Source organism: Chania multitudinisentens RB-25 (genome assembly GCF_000520015.2).
Classification (GTDB): Bacteria; Pseudomonadota; Gammaproteobacteria; order Enterobacterales; family Enterobacteriaceae; genus Chania; species Chania multitudinisentens.
The window spans coordinates 3,584,826-3,604,259 of the sequence record NZ_CP007044.2; the positions used below are offsets into that span (position 1 = coordinate 3,584,826).

At 49.9% G+C, this 19,434-nt stretch carries 12 protein-coding genes; 9 read left to right on the top strand and 3 right to left on the bottom strand.

Features of this window, described 5'->3' with window-relative positions; genetic code table 11:
- Window positions 1-51: 51 nt before the first annotated feature.
- Both Z042_RS15660 and Z042_RS15665 read left to right on the top strand, forming a co-directional pair.
- Window positions 52-384 (top strand): SMR family transporter, encoded by a 333-nt coding sequence (locus Z042_RS15660; protein WP_024910744.1) that lies wholly within the window; start codon window positions 52-54, stop codon window positions 382-384.
- A gap of 145 nt (window positions 385-529) precedes the next feature.
- The gene (locus Z042_RS15665) at window positions 530-793 is read left to right on the top strand and encodes a putative hemolysin (protein WP_024910743.1); all 264 of its coding nucleotides are present in this window, start codon (window positions 530-532) and stop codon (window positions 791-793) included.
- Between the two features lie 34 nt (window positions 794-827).
- Here the strand turns inward: Z042_RS15665 and hslJ are convergent, their stop codons facing one another.
- Window positions 828-1,265, bottom strand: a complete 438-nt coding sequence (gene hslJ, locus Z042_RS15670) for a heat shock protein HslJ (RefSeq protein WP_024910742.1) — start codon at window positions 1,263-1,265, stop codon at window positions 828-830.
- Between the two features lie 50 nt (window positions 1,266-1,315).
- The gene (locus Z042_RS15675) at window positions 1,316-2,308 is read right to left on the bottom strand and encodes a 2-hydroxyacid dehydrogenase (RefSeq protein WP_024910741.1); all 993 of its coding nucleotides are present in this window, start codon (window positions 2,306-2,308) and stop codon (window positions 1,316-1,318) included.
- Between the two features lie 343 nt (window positions 2,309-2,651).
- Between Z042_RS15675 and Z042_RS15680 the strand changes: the two genes are divergently transcribed.
- The 3 genes from Z042_RS15680 to Z042_RS15690 are packed head-to-tail and all read left to right on the top strand — an operon-like array spanning window position 2,652 to window position 5,790.
- Window positions 2,652-5,264, top strand: coding sequence for a YdbH family protein (locus Z042_RS15680; protein WP_024910740.1), 2,613 nt, complete (start codon window positions 2,652-2,654; stop codon window positions 5,262-5,264).
- A complete protein-coding gene (locus Z042_RS15685; protein ID WP_024910739.1) occupies window positions 5,261-5,458 on the top strand; it encodes a YnbE family lipoprotein in 198 nt (65 codons plus the stop codon). The genes Z042_RS15680 and Z042_RS15685 overlap by 4 nt, the downstream gene beginning before the upstream one ends.
- A gap of 8 nt (window positions 5,459-5,466) precedes the next feature.
- A complete protein-coding gene (locus tag Z042_RS15690) occupies window positions 5,467-5,790 on the top strand; it encodes a YdbL family probable chaperone protein (RefSeq protein WP_024910738.1) in 324 nt (107 codons plus the stop codon).
- A 126-nt stretch (window positions 5,791-5,916) separates the two neighbouring features.
- On the opposite strand, the gene Z042_RS15695 is transcribed toward Z042_RS15690, so the two are convergent.
- On the bottom strand, window positions 5,917-6,522 hold the full coding sequence (locus Z042_RS15695; RefSeq protein WP_024910737.1) for an FMN-dependent NADH-azoreductase: 606 nt from the start codon (window positions 6,520-6,522) through the stop codon (window positions 5,917-5,919).
- A 238-nt stretch (window positions 6,523-6,760) separates the two neighbouring features.
- Between Z042_RS15695 and hrpA the strand changes: the two genes are divergently transcribed.
- The 4 genes from hrpA to Z042_RS15720 all read left to right on the top strand — a co-directional run bounded on the left by hrpA (window position 6,761) and on the right by Z042_RS15720 (window position 19,423).
- Window positions 6,761-10,648 (top strand): ATP-dependent RNA helicase HrpA, encoded by a 3,888-nt coding sequence (gene hrpA / locus Z042_RS15700; protein ID WP_024910736.1) that lies wholly within the window; start codon window positions 6,761-6,763, stop codon window positions 10,646-10,648.
- Between the two features lie 703 nt (window positions 10,649-11,351).
- Complete coding sequence (locus Z042_RS15710) at window positions 11,352-13,577, top strand: type VI secretion system Vgr family protein (protein ID WP_024910734.1); 2,226 nt, start codon at window positions 11,352-11,354, stop codon at window positions 13,575-13,577.
- A gap of 25 nt (window positions 13,578-13,602) precedes the next feature.
- Window positions 13,603-14,922: a tetratricopeptide repeat protein gene (locus tag Z042_RS15715; RefSeq protein WP_024910733.1), complete on the top strand. Its 1,320-nt coding sequence runs from the start codon at window positions 13,603-13,605 to the stop codon at window positions 14,920-14,922.
- Window positions 14,923-14,935: 13 nt separating this feature from the next.
- Window positions 14,936-19,423 carry an RHS repeat-associated core domain-containing protein gene (locus Z042_RS15720; RefSeq protein ID WP_024910732.1) on the top strand — a complete coding sequence of 1,496 codons (4,488 nt, stop codon included), beginning with the start codon at window positions 14,936-14,938 and terminating at the stop codon, window positions 19,421-19,423.
- Window positions 19,424-19,434: the final 11 nt, after the last annotated feature.

The window sequence follows — 19,434 nt, forward strand, 5'->3', positions numbered from 1 at the left end:
ATTTTGGTATCTTATTACAGCTCCATCCCACTTAGACGGAAGACGAATTTGATGACCGGATTTATGTATTTAACCATGGCGATTATCGCCGAAGTCATTGCAACCACAATGTTAAAAGCGTCTGAGGGATTTACTCGCCTATGGCCTTCATTGGTGGTGATTGTGGGCTATGCGGTGGCATTTTGGGGATTGTCAATCGTAGTTAAAACCATGCCTCTTGGGATTGTTTATGCTATTTGGTCTGGCATGGGCATTGTGCTGGTTTCGGTTGCCGCAGTATTTATTTATCAGCAAAAATTGGATTTACCTGCCATTTTGGGCATAGGATTAATTATTGCCGGGGTGTTGGTGATTAATTTATTGTCAAAATCGGCGGTGCATTGATATTACCTTTACCATCCAACGTCTCCGTTGAGCGGTGTAAAAAGAAGCAAATAAATGCGTAATGCTATTTTCATTATTTAACTCTCGGGCTAAATTAAATAGGCTTGCATCAAAATATCGTAGTGGCGTAGTAGAGGGAAAAATAATGACTATGGCAAAATGCTTGCTTACCGGTGCCGTACTGTTTTTGGCGGCCTGTGGCAGTAATAACAACGTAGAACCCCCACAAGAAGGCACCAGTGCTAGTATTAACATGATACCGACCAGCGCTCCTTGTGCCAGCGTAGGTGGGGTAACCACCATTGCCCACAACCTGAATGGCGATACGCTGCGAATGTGTCAGATGCCAAATGGTAAACAGTGCGAAGAGTCCACGTTGGGGCAGGGAGCCTGCGCCAACGCGGGTTGATGCTTTACCGGGCCACGGTGTGGCCCAGCCAGCGCTACTGCACCCAGTCTTTCAGGGTATAGACCAATTGATGCCCGCCGCCGTTCAGGATTAATAGGTGGGCGTTAAGAGAGACGTCTGCGCCATTACTCAATAAAGTACTGATGGTCTGATCCCACTGATTGCGTTGTGGATCGGCACACATCATCCGGGTAGAAGCAAGGTTTTTCACCGTCAGCACGCTGTTTTCCAACTGACCCTGGCCAAAGAAACGGTTACACATGGCTCCTGAAACATGCATTTTTTCCCCAAATTCAATGCTGGGGATCTGGCCGTTTTGGGGATTAACCAGAATGCCGTCAATGCTTTGCAACACAAAATTGTGATGCAGCAGATCGCTTTCTGTCACGTTTTTGCTTGGCTGGTTATCTTGGCCGGTTCCACACCCGGCCAACAGTAGAGTGGCAAGTGCAATGGCGATCTGTTTTTTCATAATTTGCTCCAGAGATAAGCTGTGCCAAGGACGGCAGACTCCGCACAGCATCAGGTATTCAGCTGATTCACGCAGTTCTCACCACGTGAAAGCTGGCCGATATTTCTCAGCGTGGTTTCCGAAATACTGATGAGCGCCTCTTCGGTCAGAAACGCCTGGTGGCCGGTAAACAGCACGTTATGGCAGGCTGAAAGACGGCGGAAAACATCGTCCTGGATCACGTCGTTGGATTTATCTTCAAAGAACAGGTCGCGCTCGTTTTCATAGACATCCATTCCCAAAGCGCCGATTTTCTGCTGCTTCAAGGCGTCAATCGCTGCTACAGAGTCAATCAAGGCACCACGGCTGGTGTTAATCACCATCACACCGTTTTTCATCAGGGCAAAAGCGTCGGCATTCAACAGATGATGGTTTTCCGGCGTGGAGGGGCAGTGCAGAGTGATAACGTCAGATTTGGCATACAGCGTTTTCAGATCGACATATTCAGCCCCCAGCGCCAGCGCGTGCTCACTGGGGTAGGGATCGTAAGCCAGCAGTTGCATGCCGAAGCCTTTCAGAATACGCATGGTCGCCACGCCGATCTTGCCGGTGCCAATCACGCCTGCCGTGCGGTTGTGCATGTTGAAGCCGATCAACCCCTCCAGTGAAAAATTGGCGTCGCGGGTGCGTTGGTAAGCGCGATGAATGCGGCGATTGAGGCACATCATCATGCCGACGGCATGTTCTGCGACGGCCTCCGGTGAATAAGCGGGAACGCGTACTACTTTGATGCCCAGCTCTTTGGCAGCATCCAAATCGACATTATTAAAACCGGCACAGCGCAGGGCGAGGATTTCAACCCCCAGAGCGGCCAACTCTTCCAGTACGCTGCGGCAACCATCGTCATTCACAAAAATGCACACGGCTTTGCAACCCGTGGCGGTTTTGGCAGTTTTCTTACTGAGAAGAAAATCGAAAAACTCCAACTCATAACCAAACTGCTGATTCACCAGCTCCAGGTACTTGCGGTCATACTGTTTGGTACTGTAAATCGCCATTTTCATCGTGGTTTCTCCCGCGTGTTCATCTGTTTAATTTAGCTTATTTTACTAAATTTGACAATGAGTTAGCTTACGGTTTTGTATCTGGCGCAACCGAATTTACTGCTGTAAATTAGCGTGTTACAACCAGTAATAAACTTACCACGTTGAGAAAACCGTTATATCAACAATGTGTGGGTATACTCTTAATAATACGAGTGGCCGCAAGGCACAGATTGCGCGGCCAACTTGCAGTATGGCAGGGATATCACCTTCACCTGCCAGGGTATTCATGCCATTATTAGCCGTGATTTGGTGGCAGTGGCTCTGTCTTATCCGTGTTTATCAGGAATGAAATCAACACCTAATGACAAAGAAAGCAAAAGTATTCATCGGGGTAGTTGCGGGCATTGCTCTCCTGTTAATCACGTCGTGGCAAACGTTGCCACGTTGGTTGCCTCGCGCGATCGCTCCTTGGTTGCCACCGGGTAGCCAACTGATACTGCAAGGGCCGGTGCGCTGGCAGCAAGGGGTTTTGCATGTGGTCGGTGTACGTTTCAGTGCCCAAGGGTGTGTTATTGCCGATGCGGGTGGACTGAGAGTGTCTCAGCAACGTGGCCGTTGGTTATTGAACAGCGAACATTTAACCGTGGACACGGCCTGTTTAACCCGATTGTCTGGCAATGATGCCAACCATTCCCCGCTAACGCTGGATTGGCTGCAAAGCCAATTGCCGCCGTTTGATCTGAACATCAACCTTTTTACGCTCACTCCATGGCAGTTTTATGCCGGTAAATTGCAGCTATTGTCCTCGGCGGAGGGCCAGCGGTTGCATTATCAGGGGAAAAACATTACGGCTGATGCGGCGCTGGACGAGCATCAACAGCTGACGCTCAACCACTTGCGTATCGTGCCGCCTAACAGTGCGGTGCCGGTGCAACTGAGCGGCAAAATAACCGTACCGCTGGATTTAAGCAGCCTGCCAGCCCAAGGGGCGGTGCGGGGCGAAATGCAAACGGCCTATCTGGAAAACCCTTTGTTGCTGGATTTGCGCTGGCAACAACGGCAAGGCGTGCTGACGTTAACTGAAAAAGGTAGCGATCAGCCTTTGGCGACGTTGCCATGGGCAATCACGCCGCAGCAAATTCGTATTGAGCAGGGAGAATGGCGCTGGCCTTATATTGATCAACCGCTCAGCGGTGGCCTGAGTGTGGCGCTGCACGATTGGAGTAAAGGGCTGGATGAAACCCAAATCAGTGCGCGGCTGAACGTGATTACCGCCGGGCACAACGGTAAGGGGAACGCTGTGTTGACTCTGGGGCCGGGTAAAGTCGGGCTAACCAACAGCGATCTTAATTTCCAACTGACCGGTCAGGCGAATCTGGCTAATTTTTCATTCACAGCTTCTATTCCTGGCGTTATCAACGGCAGCATTTTGAACCCGACCTGGCTATTGCAACCGGGGGCGCTGCTGCGCGCCTGGGGAAAAGTAACGCCAGAAATGCAGTTGGAAGAGGCGCGTTTGCCGCTGGCCGGTGTGAAAGTGACCACTGCGGGGCTTTCGGGGCGTTTACAAATGATCGTTAACGCCCGCGATCGTTACTGGGGCCGCTTCCGGTTACATCTGGATGGGCAGGCTCACGCGTTTTGGCCGGATAATGGTCACTGGCAATGGCGTTACTGGGGGAATGGCACATTACCGCCGTTGCAGGCCGCATGGGATATTGCCGGTAATGGCAGTTGGCAGGATAGCAACATTACTCTCAGCCAACTGTCGACCGGTTTTGATCAACTGAAATATGGTTTGGCGACCGTGGTAGCACCGCGTCTGACGCTCAGTCAGCCGCTGGTATGGCAGCGGGGTGCGGATAGGCCACAGTTTAGCGGCAACCTGCAACTGGTGGCCGGTAGGGTTAATTTCAGAAACGGCGCTTATCTGCCCCCGACGGTGTTGGGGTTACAGCTGGTGGGTAAAGAACCTAATAATTTTCAGTGGCGGGGATCGTTGCAGGCTAAGCCGATAGGGCCGATAACCCTGCGTGGCCGTTGGGATGGTGAACGTTTACGCGGTGAAGGCTGGTGGCCAAGGCAGCCATTGACGGCGTTCCAGCCGTTGCTGCCACCAGGCCTGAAAGTCAAACTGCGTGACGGCCAATTTTATGCTCAATCAGCGTTCTCAGCTGCGCGTAAACAGGGTTTTGAAGCCGGTGGTCATTGGGCAGTAAGAAATGGCGGCCTGTGGCTGAGTGATGGTGAAATGAGCGGGGTGGATTTTGTTTTACCTTATCGGCTGAAAAACCATCTGTGGCAGCTTGGTGCCAAACAACCCGTGATATTGCGTATCAAATTGCTCAGTAATCTGTTTGAGATCCAGAATATTACCGCCGATTTGCAGGGAACCTATCCTTACAGCGAGGAACAACCGTTAACGCTGAGCAATGTTGGCATGGATATTCTGGATGGGCACATCAGCCTGTCGGCCTTGCGTTTGCCACAGCATGATGCGGCAGTGTTACGGCTGGATAAAATTGACCTCAGCGCATTGTTTACCGCGCTGAACCCGAAGCAGTTTGCCATGTCCGGGCGGGTGAGCGGTGAGTTACCCTTATATCTCAACCATCCTAAATGGTTGGTGCGTGATGGTTGGGTCAATAATACGGGCATGTTGACGCTACGGCTGGATAAAGACATGGCCGATGCCATTGCCAGTAATAACCTGGCCACCGGTCTGGCTATTGATTGGCTGCGTTATATGGAAATCAACAGTTCAAAGGCGCGGGTTGAGCTTGATAACCTGGGGGAGCTGACGCTGAAGGCGCACATTAATGGCGTCAATCCGCAGAAAAACACGCGGCGAGAGATTATCCTTAACTATAGCCATCAGGAAAACGTGTTTATGCTGTGGCGCAGCTTACGTTTCGGTGACAATTTGCAGGAGTGGCTGGAGCAGGCACTCTCAACATCTGGGGAAGAACCATGAAGATCACGACCGGACCGTTACTGGCCGCTATGCTGGGGGCTTTCTTGTTGAGCGGTTGCATACCGCGCATTGAGATCGCAACGCCGAAAGAGCCGCTCACTATTAACATGAACGTCAAAATTGAGCATGAGATCCGTATCAAAGTCGATAGGGACGTTGAAAGCCTGCTGAAAAACCAGAGCGGTTTATTCTAGGAGCCGAGATGAAAAAACGTTATCTATGGTTGATAAGCGCTGGCTGGTTGTGCAGTGGAATGGTTCAGGCGCTGACGTTGGACGAGGCAAAACGGCAGGGGCGAGTGGGTGAAACCCTGAGTGGCTATATCGCGCCGGTGAAACAGGATGCCGAAACTCAGGACTTGGTGAAACGCATCAATATGGGGAGAACCGAAAAATACCAGGAAGTGGCGGATAACAACCATATCGCTCTTGATGAGGTGGCACGCCTGGCCGGGCAAAAATTGGTAACACGAGCGCCTGCCGGTGAATATGTGCGTGGTATCAACGGCCAGTGGTTGAAGAAATAAAAAAACGCGCCATCAGCCTGGCGCGTAAAGCAACACAGTTATTGGTTATTATTCGGGTAATACGAGTTTTGCAGGGTTGTCTTACCAAACACCGGCAGGTGGGCGTGGGGTACACGCCCAGCATGATTAGGCGGCGATCACGTTGGCCAGCGTCGCTTTGGCGTCTTCCTGTGCTTTGGTAGCCACATCTGGGCCATAAGCGATACCTTCCGCAAACACGAACTCCACGTCAGTAATGCCGATGAAACCCAGGAACAGGCGCAGGTAAGGCTCGATCAGATCGCTTGGCGTTCCTTTGTGAATACCGCCGCGGCTGGTCAGGATGATAGCGCGTTTGCCTTTCACCAAGCCTTCTGGGCCATTTTCGGTATAACGGAAGGTCACCCCAGCGCGCGCGATCAGATCAAAGTAGTTCTTCAACTGGGTGGGGATATTGAAGTTGTACATTGGTGCGGCGATTACGATGGTGTCATTGGCCTGTAATTCAGCAATCAGTTCATCAGACAGCGCCTGCGCTTCTTTTTGACGCGGCGTCAGCGGCGCATCTGAAGGGCGCAACGCACCAACCAGTTCACCATCCAGCACCGGGATTGGCTGTGCTGCCAGATCGCGCAGGGTGATAATATCGTTGTTGTGAGCAGTGGCCCATTGTTCAACAAAGAAATCGGCCAATTGGTTGGACTGGGAGTAGGTTGCCAGAATGCTTGATTTAAGAACCAATACTTTGCTCATCGGTAATTCCTTTGGTTATGACAGTGACATCAGGGCACAGTGCCCTTTGCATGAAGTACACTTTATGCATCTTTTTACAAGAGAGATAGTGGAATATTTCGAGACCATTATTCGATTTTATTGAATAAAAAAATTGAGGCTAACTGGATGGATTATGGGGAGAAATGCCCTTGTGATATTCTGTGTGCCTGAACCCCTATGCCCTAATAACGCAGCGAAGAAACAAGGAATACTGAACGTGAAATCTCCGCTCGCGGCATTGTCAGCTCAGTTGGCTGATTTGATGCTCCGTGACCAACAACGCCTGCAACGCCGGTTGCATGGCGCCCGAAAAATTAATAATCCCGCAGCTCAACAGGCAATTGCCACTGAGATCGGCAGTGATATTGCTTTGGCGTTGCAAAAAGTGCAGGCACGAGCAGCGGCCTGCCCGAAAATTACCTACCCGGAAAGCCTCCCCGTCAGCCAGAAGAAGCAGGATATTTTCGCGGCAATCCGCGATCACCAAGTGGTGATTGTGGCCGGCGAAACCGGCTCGGGCAAAACCACCCAGTTGCCGAAGATCTGCCTGGAACTTGGCCGTGGTGTGAAAGGGCTGATCGGCCACACCCAGCCACGCCGCCTGGCGGCACGCAGCGTTGCCAGCCGCATTGCCGATGAGTTGGCCACTCCATTGGGTAGCAGCGTGGGCTATAAGGTGCGCTTTAACGATCAGGTGGGTGAGAACACGCTGGTCAAACTGATGACCGACGGCATCCTGCTGGCCGAGATCCAGCAGGATCGGCTATTGATGCAGTACGATACCTTGATCATCGATGAAGCACATGAACGCAGCCTGAACATCGACTTTATTCTGGGCTATTTGCGGGAACTGCTGCCCAAACGCCCGGATCTGAAAGTGATCATTACCTCAGCGACCATCGATCCACAGCGTTTCTCGCGCCATTTTAATCATGCGCCGATTATCGAAGTGTCGGGCCGGACTTATCCGGTTGAAGTGCGTTACCGCCCCGTGGTGGATGATGCCGACGACAGCGAACGTGACCAGCTACAGGCCATTTTTGATGCGGTAGACGAACTGGGGCGAGAAGGGCCGGGTGACGTGTTGATCTTCATGAGCGGTGAACGTGAAATTCGCGATACGGCCGATGCGTTGAACAAGTTAAACCTGCCGCATACCGAAGTGCTGCCTTTGTACGCACGCTTGTCGAACAGTGAACAGAATCGGGTATTCCAATCTCATCACGGCCGCCGTATCGTGCTGGCGACCAACGTGGCAGAAACCTCGCTCACCGTACCGGGGATCAAATATGTGATCGATCCGGGAACGGCGCGCATCAGCCGCTACAGTTTCCGCACTAAAGTGCAGCGTTTGCCCATCGAGCCGGTTTCACAGGCTTCTGCCAACCAGCGTAAAGGGCGCTGTGGCCGTGTGTCAGATGGTATCTGCATCCGTTTGTATTCGGAGCAGGATTTCCTGTCACGCCCTGAATTTACCGATCCAGAAATTCTGCGTACCAACCTGGCTTCGGTCATTCTGCAAATGACTTCATTAGGGCTGGGGGATATTGCGGCTTTCCCGTTTGTTGAAGCACCGGATAAACGCAATATTCAGGATGGCGTGCGGCTGCTGGAAGAACTGGGAGCGATTAAAACCGCCGCCAACGGTCATTACCAACTCACTCCACAAGGCCGCCAACTGGCACAGTTGCCGATCGATCCACGCTTGGCGCGCATGGTGCTGGAAGCCCAGAAAAGCGGTAGTGTGCGTGAAGTGATGATCGTTACTTCCGCCTTGTCGATTCAGGACCCGCGTGAACGGCCGATGGATAAACAGCAGGCTGCCGATGAAAAGCATCGCCGCTTTGCTGATAAAGATTCCGATTTTATGGCGTTCGTCAATCTGTGGGATTACCTGAAAGAGCAGCAGAAGGAGCACTCATCCAGCCAGTTCCGCCGCCTGTGTCGCCAGGATTTCCTGAACTATCTGCGTGTGCGTGAGTGGCAGGATATTTATACCCAACTGCGCCAGGTGGTGAAAGAGCTGGGCCTGCCGGTCAACAGTGTGCCTTCTGACTACCGCAGTATACACACTGCGTTGCTGACTGGTTTGCTGTCTCATATCGGCCAAAAAGATACTGAAAAACAAGAATTCAGCGGGGCGCGCAATGCCCGATTTTCCATTTTTCCCGGTTCAGGCTTGTTCAAGAAGCCACCGAAATGGACGATGGTGGCTGAACTGGTGGAAACCAGCCGCTTGTGGGGGCGTATTGCCGCGCGTATTGAGCCGGAATGGATCGAACCGCTGGCGCAGCATTTGGTAAAACACCATTACAGCGAACCGCACTGGTCAAAATCCCAGGGGGCGGTGATGGCCAGCGAGAAAGTCACGTTGTTCGGTTTGCCGATCGTGGTTGCCCGCCCGGTGAATTACAGCACCCTCGATCCGCTGTTGTGCCGCGAGTTGTTTATCCGCCATGCGTTGGTGGAAGGTGACTGGCAAACGCGCCATGCCTTCTTTGCCGCTAACCTGAAACTACGCGCCGAAGTAGAAGAGCTGGAACACAAATCGCGCCGCCGCGATATTCTGGTGGACGATGAAACGCTATTTAGCTTCTATGACCAGCGTATTCCCAATGATGTGGTTTCTGGGCGGCATTTCGATAGCTGGTGGAAAACGGCGGCCAAGCAAAAACCTGATTTACTCAACTTCGAAAAGGTGATGTTGATCAAGGAGGGAGCCAACCAGGTTAGCGCGCTGGATTATCCGAATACTTGGCATCAGGGCAATCTCAAGCTGCGCCTGACCTATCAGTTTGAGCCAGGAACCGATGCGGATGGGGTGACGGTGCATATTCCGTTGCCGATCCTCAATCAGGTAGAAGGGGCGGGGTTTGAGTGGCAAATCCCCGGTATCCGCCGTGAACTGATTATTGCTTTGATTAAATCGTTGCCAAAGCCGGTACGCCGTAATTTTGTGCCCGCACCCAATTACGCTGAGGCTTTCCTTGGCCGCGCAACGGCGCTGGAAATGCCATTGTTGGACTCACTGGAGCGCGAGTTACGTCGCATGACTGGCGTGACGGTGTCACGTGATAATTGGCAATGGGATCAGGTGCCCGATCATCTGAAAATGACTTTCCGCGTAGTGGGTGAAAAACACAAAACGCTGCGTGAAGGTAAAGATCTGCTGGCGTTGAAACTGCAACTGAAAGAGCAGGTGCAGGAAACGCTCTCGGCGGTTGCGGACGACGGTTTGGAGCAAAGTAATCTGCATATCTGGAGCTTTGGCAAGTTGCCAGAGTTTTATGAACAGAAGCGCGGCGGCTATTCGGTCAAGGCTTATCCGGCTTTGGTCGATGAAAAAGACAGCGTGGCGATCCGCCTGTTTGACAGTGAACAGGAACAACAACAGGCGATGTGGCGGGGAACGCGCCGCCTGCTGTTGCTGAATATTCCTTCACCGATCAAATATCTGCATGAAAAGTTGCCGAACAAAGCCAAACTGGGGCTGTATTTCAACCCTTATGGCAAAGTGCTGGAGCTGATTGATGACTGTATCTCATGTGGCATTGATAAACTGATTGCCGAACACGGTGGGCCGGTTTGGCAAGAGGATAATTTTGCCCAGTTGCAGGAGTTGATACGTGCGGAACTGAACGAAACGGTGGTGGAGGTGGCCAAACAGGTCGAACAGATCCTGACCACGGTGTTCAACATCAATAAGCGCCTGAAAGGCAGGGTAGATATAGCGTTAGCGCTGGCGCTGGCAGATATTAAAGCACAGTTAGGGGGCTTGGTTTATCGGGGGTTTGTTACCAATAACGGCTGGCGGCGCTTGCCGGACACCCTGCGTTATTTGCAGGCAATTGAACGCCGGTTGGAGAAACTTGCCGTTGATCCGCAACGCGATCGCGCACAGATGTGGCGAGTGGAGCAGGTGCAACAGGCCTGGCAGCAGTGGTTGAACAAGTTGCCGCCAAAACGCCAGCAGGACGATGAAGTGAAAGAGGTGCGCTGGATGCTCGAAGAGTTGCGTGTCAGCCTGTTCGCGCAGCAATTGGGTACGCCTTACCCTATTTCAGATAAGCGTATTCTGCAAACGATGGAACAACTTTCGCTGTGAACCATTGGCCTGTGCAAGTATTTTGCACAGGCCAAGATCTAATCCGCAGTGGTGAATCTTTCAATGCAGTGCTCCCTGTATTTATGTTGTTATGATCAGGGTAAACATTAACAAAGAGTAATGATGGGAAATAATATGTTAAATATTAACTGAATTCTTCAAGGGTTTATTTTTATAGTGAATTTTTTGTTAAGTATTTGGTTTAATGACATAATGAATTGCTTATTTTGAGTTTATAGTCTAGCAGATTTAGGCGTTATTTATTATGGCATAACAATCATGCTCTTAGCCTGCTGATTAATTTCCATATACACTTTCATAAGTGACACAATATATTATAATACATGCATAAACAGTATATTATACTTGGTTATTGCTTTTGATCTCCCATATATCCTTATGATTTATATTTTTGGCTAATGTGAAAAAATATAACTATTTGCTATGAAAGAAAATTTCTAATACTAGAGTCTTTTTCTTTATGATCATATTAATAATGAGAATGTTGTCACAAGTAAATTCAATATAAATATATATAGTTATTAATGCCAAAGGGTATATATAATATTTAATAAATTGAGATGATATAAAAGTCTTATTTATCTCATCAAATATATGAATATCGAAATGAGCTGTGAATCCTTTACTTTTCCACTGATTCCGCAGGCGGAGTTTGCGCATTAATCTCCATAAAGGAATAGATATGTTTGCTGATAGTAAAAAGGTCCAAACAAAAGAGTTTAGCGAGGCCAGCGCGATTTCCACCGATACGACAACCCTTTCTGCGGCAAGCAAAGCACCTTCTGGACTGCAATTTACGCTGACGGCTGCGGGTTTACCCCCACAGACATTTGTAGTCGTGGATTTTTCATTCAACGAAGCACTCTCAACACCGTTTGTTTTGCACGTCGGTTTGGCCAGCGCCAATCCCGCCGTGGATTTTTCTGCCGTGCTGGATCAAGATTCTACGCTCTATATTTGGCGCGAAGGTGTCTTGCAGCGCAGCATTACTGGCATGGTCGCCAGCTTTGAGCAGGGGAATACGGGATTTCACCAAACCCGTTACAGCATGGTGATCCGCCCGGCGCTGTGGCGCACATCTTTACGCCAGAACTCACGGATTTTCCAACTGGAATCTATCGAAAGCATTATTTCTACCTTGCTGAAAGAAAACGGTATCAATGATTTTGCTTTCGGTTTTCGTCATCCACATCCGGCGCGTGAATTCTGCGTGCAATATAATGAAACGGATTTTGATTTCATCCAGCGCCTGACGGCCGAAGAAGGGATTTTCTACTATTTTGAGTTTGGCTCCGGTAGAAATACGGTGGTGTATGCCGACGACGTGGGGGCGTTGCCGAAGGGGGCGTCATTACCCTATAACCCCAACGTGGCAGCGCAGGCTCAGGAACTGTGTGTTACTCATTTTACCCGCAGTGCGCAGGTACGCCCAGCCTCGGTTCAGCTGAAAGATTACACGTTTAAAAATCCTAAATGGGCGGCCGAGTTCAATGAACAAGCGCGGGAATTACAGAATCAGAGGCCGGATTACGAACATTTTGACTTCCCAGGGCGGTTCAAAGATGAACAGCACGGCAAGGATTTCACCCACTATCGCTTGGAAGCACTGCGTAATGACGCGAATATGGGGCAAGGGGAAAGCAACGAGTTTACCTTGCAGCCAGGGCAATTATTTAGCCTGAATAATCATCCGCGTACTGATTTGAACCATGCTTGGCAGATAGTCAGCATCCAGCATACGGGTAAACAAATGCAGGCGTTGGAACAAACGTCTGGCGATCAGGGTACGGTGTTGTTTAACCATTTCAGTTTTATTCCCCCCAGGCAAACCTGGCGGCCAACGCCGCTGCCAAAACCGGTCATGGATGGCCCACAGATAGCGACGGTGGTGGGGCCCGCAAGCGAAGAAATTTTTTGTGATGAGTATGGTCGCGTTCGTTTGCAATTCTTGTGGGATCGTTATGGCAAAAGTAACGATCAGAGCTCATGTTGGATCCGCGTTACTCAACCGTGGGCAGGGCAAGGTTGGGGGATGCTGGCTATCCCGCGCATTGGCCAGGAAGTCGTCGTGGATTTTCTGCACGGTGATCCCGATCAGCCGATTGTAACCGGGCGTACTTATCATGCGAGCAATCTGCCACCTTCGGCGCTGCCTGGGGCCAAAACTCAGATGGCGTTGCAGTCAAAAACGCATAAAGGGGCCGGCTATAACGAGCTGCGTTTTGAGGATCAGGAAGGTAAGCAGCAATTGTCGCTGCGGGCGCAAAAGGACATGAATACCACGGTGTTGAACGATCGCACGACGACGGTTTCAGGCAACCACACTGAAACGGTAACCAAAGATCAGAAAGTCACCGTTTCGGGCGCTCAAACCATGGATATTACCAAAGATCAAACCATGACGATTACCGGTGCACAGCGAATTAATGTTACCCAGGATCGCATCATTGAGGTACAGGCCGGGCAACAAACGGCGATAAAAGCCGACGATCGGCTTTTGATATCAGGCAAACAGAAAACCAAAATAGATCTGGATCAAGAATATGATGTAGCCGGTTCGCAAAAAAATACGGTTGGTGTGAATCAAACGCTGAAGATAGCGGGGTACCAAAGGAGTAAAATTGGAGGGGATAAGAAAACTTATATTGGGAATGATAATTCGACCAGAGTAAAGGGTAATAATAAACTCACCGTTGATGACTCTATCACCATTACTGCTGGAACCAGTCTGATACTTCAGTGTGGTTTATCCAGTATCGTTATGGATAGTGAGGGTAATATAACGATTATAGGAGTTAATATCTCCTCTGCTGCTGAGAGTACGCATAATATCAAGGGTAAAGCCGTGTCGTGTTGCGCTGCTATGGAAAATATTATGGAAGGCAGTATCGTAAAATTAAATCCTTAACCCATCACGAGGGAGGGCATTTGGTATGGAAGCCCAAGGTTTAAGTAACCCTATTGAACGCCGCTTTATGCGGGCACATGATGACTGGTTGGTTTTTGCCGAAAATAAAAAAGCAAAACTATTATTATGGCAGGTGAATGAAGCCGACACGCCTTTGCTACAAACCTATTTTCAAGTACAGGAAGAAAACGCCTGTGCCGTGATGCAGTTTGATGATGTCTTTGAAACTGGTGAGCAATTTACCGATGCAGTGATAAAAAATATCATTGATTTTTACCATCAACGGCGTGAGGGCTCCGCCGCTGCTGGGATCGTTGCTGATTGGCAGCCCCCTGAGTTTGAATCACCGGGAGCTAACCCGATATTATTGAATATCGCTAAAAGCCTTATTCAACATCATCCAGATGTTTTCCCCGGTTTTGTCTGGGTATTTCAGCCCAACGTTGTTCATTCTGAGCCATTATTTGCTGAGTGGATTTTAAAGTTAACGGCCGAACTGTGTCTGGATAAATGGCTGGCCGAACGTGTTCGCTTGGTTATTTATGGGGAGCTTTCAGAGAGGCTTCAATCATTATCACTGGTTGCCCCTGAAAGCATTCACCTGATTCACGGGGTTTATAATATGGTCAGTGCGCCTGGGGAAATGGTTGAAGAGTCTACGGAGCGGGGCCCTGGCGCAGATTTTCGGCGTTTGTTCATCGCACTGACAGAAACTATTCCACTAAACGATCCTTCACGCCTGGCGCGCTTACAAGAGCAAGCGTTAACTATTTCACGAAAAGAGGGCTGGTTCGATCAAAGCGTGGTGATTTACTTATTAGCGGGTGCAGCACAGTTAAAATGGCAGGATTTATCGCGAGCGTTAGCTGCCTACCAATCTGCCGTTAAAGAAGGAGAAAGTGCAATAGCCGTTAATCATCCCGCCGGGAATAAACTGGTCGCGAATGCGCTGTTTGGCGAAGCCAGCGTCTATTTCAGCCAAAAAGAATATACCCTGGCTGCGCAATGTTATGAACGTATTGTTCCTTATACCACCGCTGCGGGTGATACGGTATTAACTATCGAGGCCTGGAGAATGGGGGCTTATTGTTGGCGGGAGATTAATCAATTTAATTGCGCCTGGAGTGCTGGGTTTAATGCATTAAAAGCGGGTTTGCTATTAGATGATGAGATGAAAATTAATAGTAATCTCTGTGTCGCCGCTTATTGGATGTATCAAAACTATGGGCGTTGGGAGGACCATTATGATGAACTGCTTACTCTCCTTCATACGTTATATGGCGATGAATGGTTGAGTATTATTACCCCTTCAACCACAGAGAAAACAACTTTAGCCACTGACTGATCAGGACATAATAATGGCACTGCCAGCCGTGAAACACTTTGATCCCGTTATTGGGATTGATGTTCATACTGTAGTTATCCCTTCTGCGCCAGCGCCGGTGCCAATCCCGCATCCGCACGTGGGTTTTGTATTGGATTTACGGGAATGTCTTAACAGCGTTGTATCTGTGATCGGGTCAATTGTCTTTAGCTTTGTTAGCGAAGTGGCCGAAGATATTATGGAGGATAACCCTGAATTAGTTGCTGAAGGCATGGCGCTAGTCGGTAAAGTTGGTGGGGTGATCGATGCCGTCTCTAATAACCCGGTGGTTAAAACCGGGTTGGCAATAAAAAATGCCAAAGATCAGCTGTCCTCATTAAAAGATGGCATTGTCGATAAGTTAGGGGGGAATATCGGTACGGGCGGTGGCTCAAACCGACCGGTAAAAATAAACGGTACTTTACGTGCAACGGTAGGGACACATACTTTTCATATTCCGGGGCTACATTTTCCACTAGGAACGGCTTTCGCTCCGCTAATCCCAAGAAAAGATTCAGAGTCTTTTATGGGAAGCAAAACGGTAATGGCAAACAGCGATCCGCTTTCTTATATGGCTTTGCCTGCGATGAGTTGCTGGTTTGTTGGGTTGCCGTCACCTGATAAGAATAAGGCACATACTCAACGCAACGGAACCTCTTTGCCTACTTCCGTTATGTTACCAATACCCATGGGCCGCCCGGTGGTGGTGGGTGGAATGCCGGTATTGAATCTTATCGCTTTGCTTAAAGGATTATTCACGGCTTTTCGTGGGTCTAAACTGGCGAAGGATCTGGCGAAAAAACTGAATTTAGAATCAGGTTTTCTTAAATGCCAGATCTTGGATGCAGAACCCGTCAATTCAATTACCGGTGCCGTGGTAGTTGAACAAAATGATTTTGTGGTTAAAGGGCGCTTCCCTCTGGTGTGGGATCGTTACTATAACAGCCAAAAAAACAGTGTTGGTGCCATTGGCCAACATTGGCAATGCCCGGCGGATATTCGGCTGGAAATTCTGGTAGATCAGGGTGAACTTGGCGTCGTGGCCCGTTTCCCAGACCATGAAACCGTATTTTCTCTCATGCCGATTGAACCAGGATGGGGTGAACGAGTGTATGACTGGCAGCAAGGGCATGCACTGTACCGTTCCGGCAACCAGTTGATTCTACGCACGCGCCGTGACGAAGAATATTTCTTCATGCTGCCAGATGATTGGGAAAATACCGTTATCCCGTTTACGGCAGAAGATCGTTTGACGTTGCCAATACAAAAAATTGCCGATCTTTACGGCAGTGGCTGGCAATTCAAACGCCATAGCAGCCAGCAGTTGCTGGCGCTGGTTGAACTGGCGCCAGGTGGTTTTTCGGGGCGTGAAATTCATATTATTCAGGATGAAAACGCCCCCTTTGGCGGAATGCTCAACGATCTGGTGCTGGTGAATAAAGCCAGCCAGGAACAACGTTTCCTGATTGGCTATCGTCACGATGGGCAAGGCGATCTTATTGCGGTGCTGGATGCCGATGGTAACCCCTATCAGTTTGCCTATATTCCTGAAAGCCAGATGGTGCGGCACACCGATCGCAATGGTTTGTCGTTCTACTATAGCTATCAGCGTGATAGCGATGGCTTGAATCGGGTTGAGCACGCTTGGGGTGACGACGGGCTGTTTGATTACCATTTCCATTATGATCGGGTCTATCAAGAAACCCGTATTACGGATTCATTAGGCCATACCACACTGTTGCGCTACGACGAGCGTCAGCTTCCCTTTGCGCGCGTCACGCCATTAGGCGGCGTTTACAGCTATCAATATGATGAACAGTGTCGAACTATTGCCGAAATTGATCCTATGGGTAACACGCGGGGCTGGGTCTATGATCAATATGCCAACCTGATAGAAGAAACCTTTGCCGATCGGAGCAGTGTTAAAACACGGTATAACGACGACCATAAACCGGTATGTATTACCGATCCAGGAGGGCGGTTCTGGCGGCAAACCTGGGACGCGCAAGGTAACGTGCTTTCCCAGACAACACCGGGCAATATTTCGACCCATTTTACCTATAATGACCTTGGGCAACTGGTGGCAGTGGTAGATGCCAACCAGCAACGTACCGAATTGAACTATGATGCTTTAGGCTTCTTGCAGGCGATTACCGATGCTCGAAGCAATACGACGCTATTCGAGCATGATTTTAGCGGGAAACTGCTAAAAAAAGTGGCGGCGAACGGGGATACCACCTGCTATCAGTATGACAATAAGCAACGGTTGATTAGCTGTTTGTTGCCCGATGAGCGGCAGATTACCTGCGAATATGACCGGGAAAATAATCTGCTGCTTTATGGGGAGAACGGAACGCGCTTTACGCGATTAGCTTATTTTGGCCAGGGCAGACTTAAAACGCGCATCGAACCGGATGGCAGCCAGATTGACTATCTGTATGACACCGAAGAACAATTGATTGGCGTGAAGAATCAGCGCGGTGAAGTCTGGCAGCTTAAACGTAACGCAGAAGGCCGACTGATCGAGGAGGTTGATTACTGGGGGCAGAGCCGACGTTATCAGTACGATGCTGTCGGGCATTTAACCGGCAGTAGCGATCCATTGGGCCAGATGCTGGCGGTCACCTGCGACAAGTTAGGGCGGATAACAGAAAAGCGTATAGAAGGTGATGAACAGGCATGGGAGCGCTATAGCTATAACAAACAGGGGCAACTGACCGAAGCCGTTAACCGTGATGTGCGGGTAACCCGGCGCTACAACAAAGATGGTCAGCTAGAACAGGAAATACAGGCACAACGGCAGGTTTGTTCAACGGTCAGTTATGGGTACAACTCTGCTGGGCAACAGGTGGAACAACGGCACTTGTTGCAACATGAAGATGAACTCGATATCACCCTACAACAGCGGCTCCGCTACGGTTACGACGCGCTGGGGCAATGCATCAGCCAGCAAATTGATGAACATGCGCCCATGCAGTTCAGCTACGACAGCGTTGGCCGGCTGACGGAACAACGGCTGACGCAGAGTTTGTCGCACCATCTCAGCTATACCGCTGCCGGGCAGTTGGCATGTTACCAAACGCAGCGCAAGGGGCTGGCCTGGAGTGAGACGGAATACTATTACGACGATCAGGGTAACCTGACACAGCGGCAGGACAGCCGGCAAGGCGTTGAGCGCTATCATTATGATGTGCTGGGGCAGATTGTTGGCTACCAGGATCCGCTGGGTGCGTTACATCGCTATCGCTATGATGCCTGTGGCGATCGGTTCAGCACCGTAGCGGAAAACGCACAGGGTAGGCATACACGGCATGAGAATGGCACCACTTACCAGCTTGACAAGATGGGCCAACTGGTGGCGCGTACCGATAGGTTTAGCCGCTTATCCCTGAGTTGGGACAAGTTTGGTCGGTTAAGCGGCCTTAATAATGAGCACCATGATCACGCTTATATCTATGATGCGTTAGGAAGAAGGGTTGGTAAACGGCACTATCAGCGGCCAACAAAACTGCTTGATGGTCTGCGGGTTATAGATAAAGATACCGCATCACGCGGTGAACCGGTTTTGCAGGATGAAACCTGGTTTGTCTGGGATGGTGATGCGATGGTGGGTGAACTGCGGCGGGACGTTGTGCCGCCAGAGATTACCCCCGAAACCTGGGATCGGCCGGACCGCATTGTGTACAGCGGTCATTTCTATGTGTACCAGCCCGGCAGTTTTGAACCCAGGGCTATGCAGCGCTTTCAACAAAGTGCGGCGGTAGCGTGTCAGGAAGATGAGGATGCTCAGCCATTAAGCGAGGAGCAACTCTACTTTTATCAAAACGATCCGAACGGCATGCCGATCCGCCTGCAAAATGATGAGGGCGAAGTCGTCTGGGAGGCGCAGTTCACCCCGTTTGGGCAATTGAGCGTGACGGGCACCAGCCAGCTGCGCCAGCCGTTGCGTATGCAGGGGCAGTATTATGATGTAGAAAGCGGTTTACACTATAACCGCTATCGCTATTATGATCCGGCTTGCGGAGTATTTATTAGTCAGGATCCGATAGGGTTGCTTGGGGGGATTAATCCTTATAGGTTTGCACTTAACACTTTAATGTGGGCAGACCCGCTAGGGTTAAAAGGATGTGAAGTTAAAGAAGGAGATAGTGATGACCATGACATTATCTTGGAAATAAGTAGAGCAGAATATCCTGAAACGACGGGGCATATTCAAGATGCAATTAATGCGGGTCATCCTTCTATTATTACTATTGATCGTGACGGCTCTAAACAAAATAGAAAAGATTCTTTATTTGGTATTCCAACTCAAAAAGGTTCTGATAGAGATGAGTGGCCCATGGCTATGTTCAAAGAAGGCGGTTCGGGAGCTAGCGTAGAGTATATTTCTCCTGGAGACAATCGTGGAGCAGGATCATCTATCGGTAGTGCTTTAAGTGGTTATGATAACGGAACAGTAGTAAAAGTTAAAATTGTTGATTAAAAGGGGAGTGA

Excerpts from the sequence above, each read along its gene's own strand:
- Z042_RS15685 (WP_024910739.1), top strand. The coding sequence starts at position 5,261 with ATGAAGATCACGACCGGACCGTTACTGGCCGCTATGCTGGGGGCTTTC.
- Z042_RS15665 (WP_024910743.1), top strand. The coding sequence starts at position 530 with ATGACTATGGCAAAATGCTTGCTTACCGGTGCCGTACTGTTTTTGGCG.
- Z042_RS15695 (WP_024910737.1), bottom strand. The coding sequence starts at position 6,522 with ATGAGCAAAGTATTGGTTCTTAAATCAAGCATTCTGGCAACCTACTCC.
- Z042_RS15710 (WP_024910734.1), top strand. The coding sequence starts at position 11,352 with ATGTTTGCTGATAGTAAAAAGGTCCAAACAAAAGAGTTTAGCGAGGCC.
- Z042_RS15660 (WP_024910744.1), top strand. The coding sequence starts at position 52 with ATGACCGGATTTATGTATTTAACCATGGCGATTATCGCCGAAGTCATT.
- Z042_RS15715 (WP_024910733.1), top strand. The coding sequence starts at position 13,603 with ATGGAAGCCCAAGGTTTAAGTAACCCTATTGAACGCCGCTTTATGCGG.
- Z042_RS15720 (WP_024910732.1), top strand. The coding sequence starts at position 14,936 with ATGGCACTGCCAGCCGTGAAACACTTTGATCCCGTTATTGGGATTGAT.
- Z042_RS15690 (WP_024910738.1), top strand. The coding sequence starts at position 5,467 with ATGAAAAAACGTTATCTATGGTTGATAAGCGCTGGCTGGTTGTGCAGT.
- Z042_RS15675 (WP_024910741.1), bottom strand. The coding sequence starts at position 2,308 with ATGAAAATGGCGATTTACAGTACCAAACAGTATGACCGCAAGTACCTG.
- hslJ (WP_024910742.1), bottom strand. The coding sequence starts at position 1,265 with ATGAAAAAACAGATCGCCATTGCACTTGCCACTCTACTGTTGGCCGGG.
- Z042_RS15680 (WP_024910740.1), top strand. The coding sequence starts at position 2,652 with ATGACAAAGAAAGCAAAAGTATTCATCGGGGTAGTTGCGGGCATTGCT.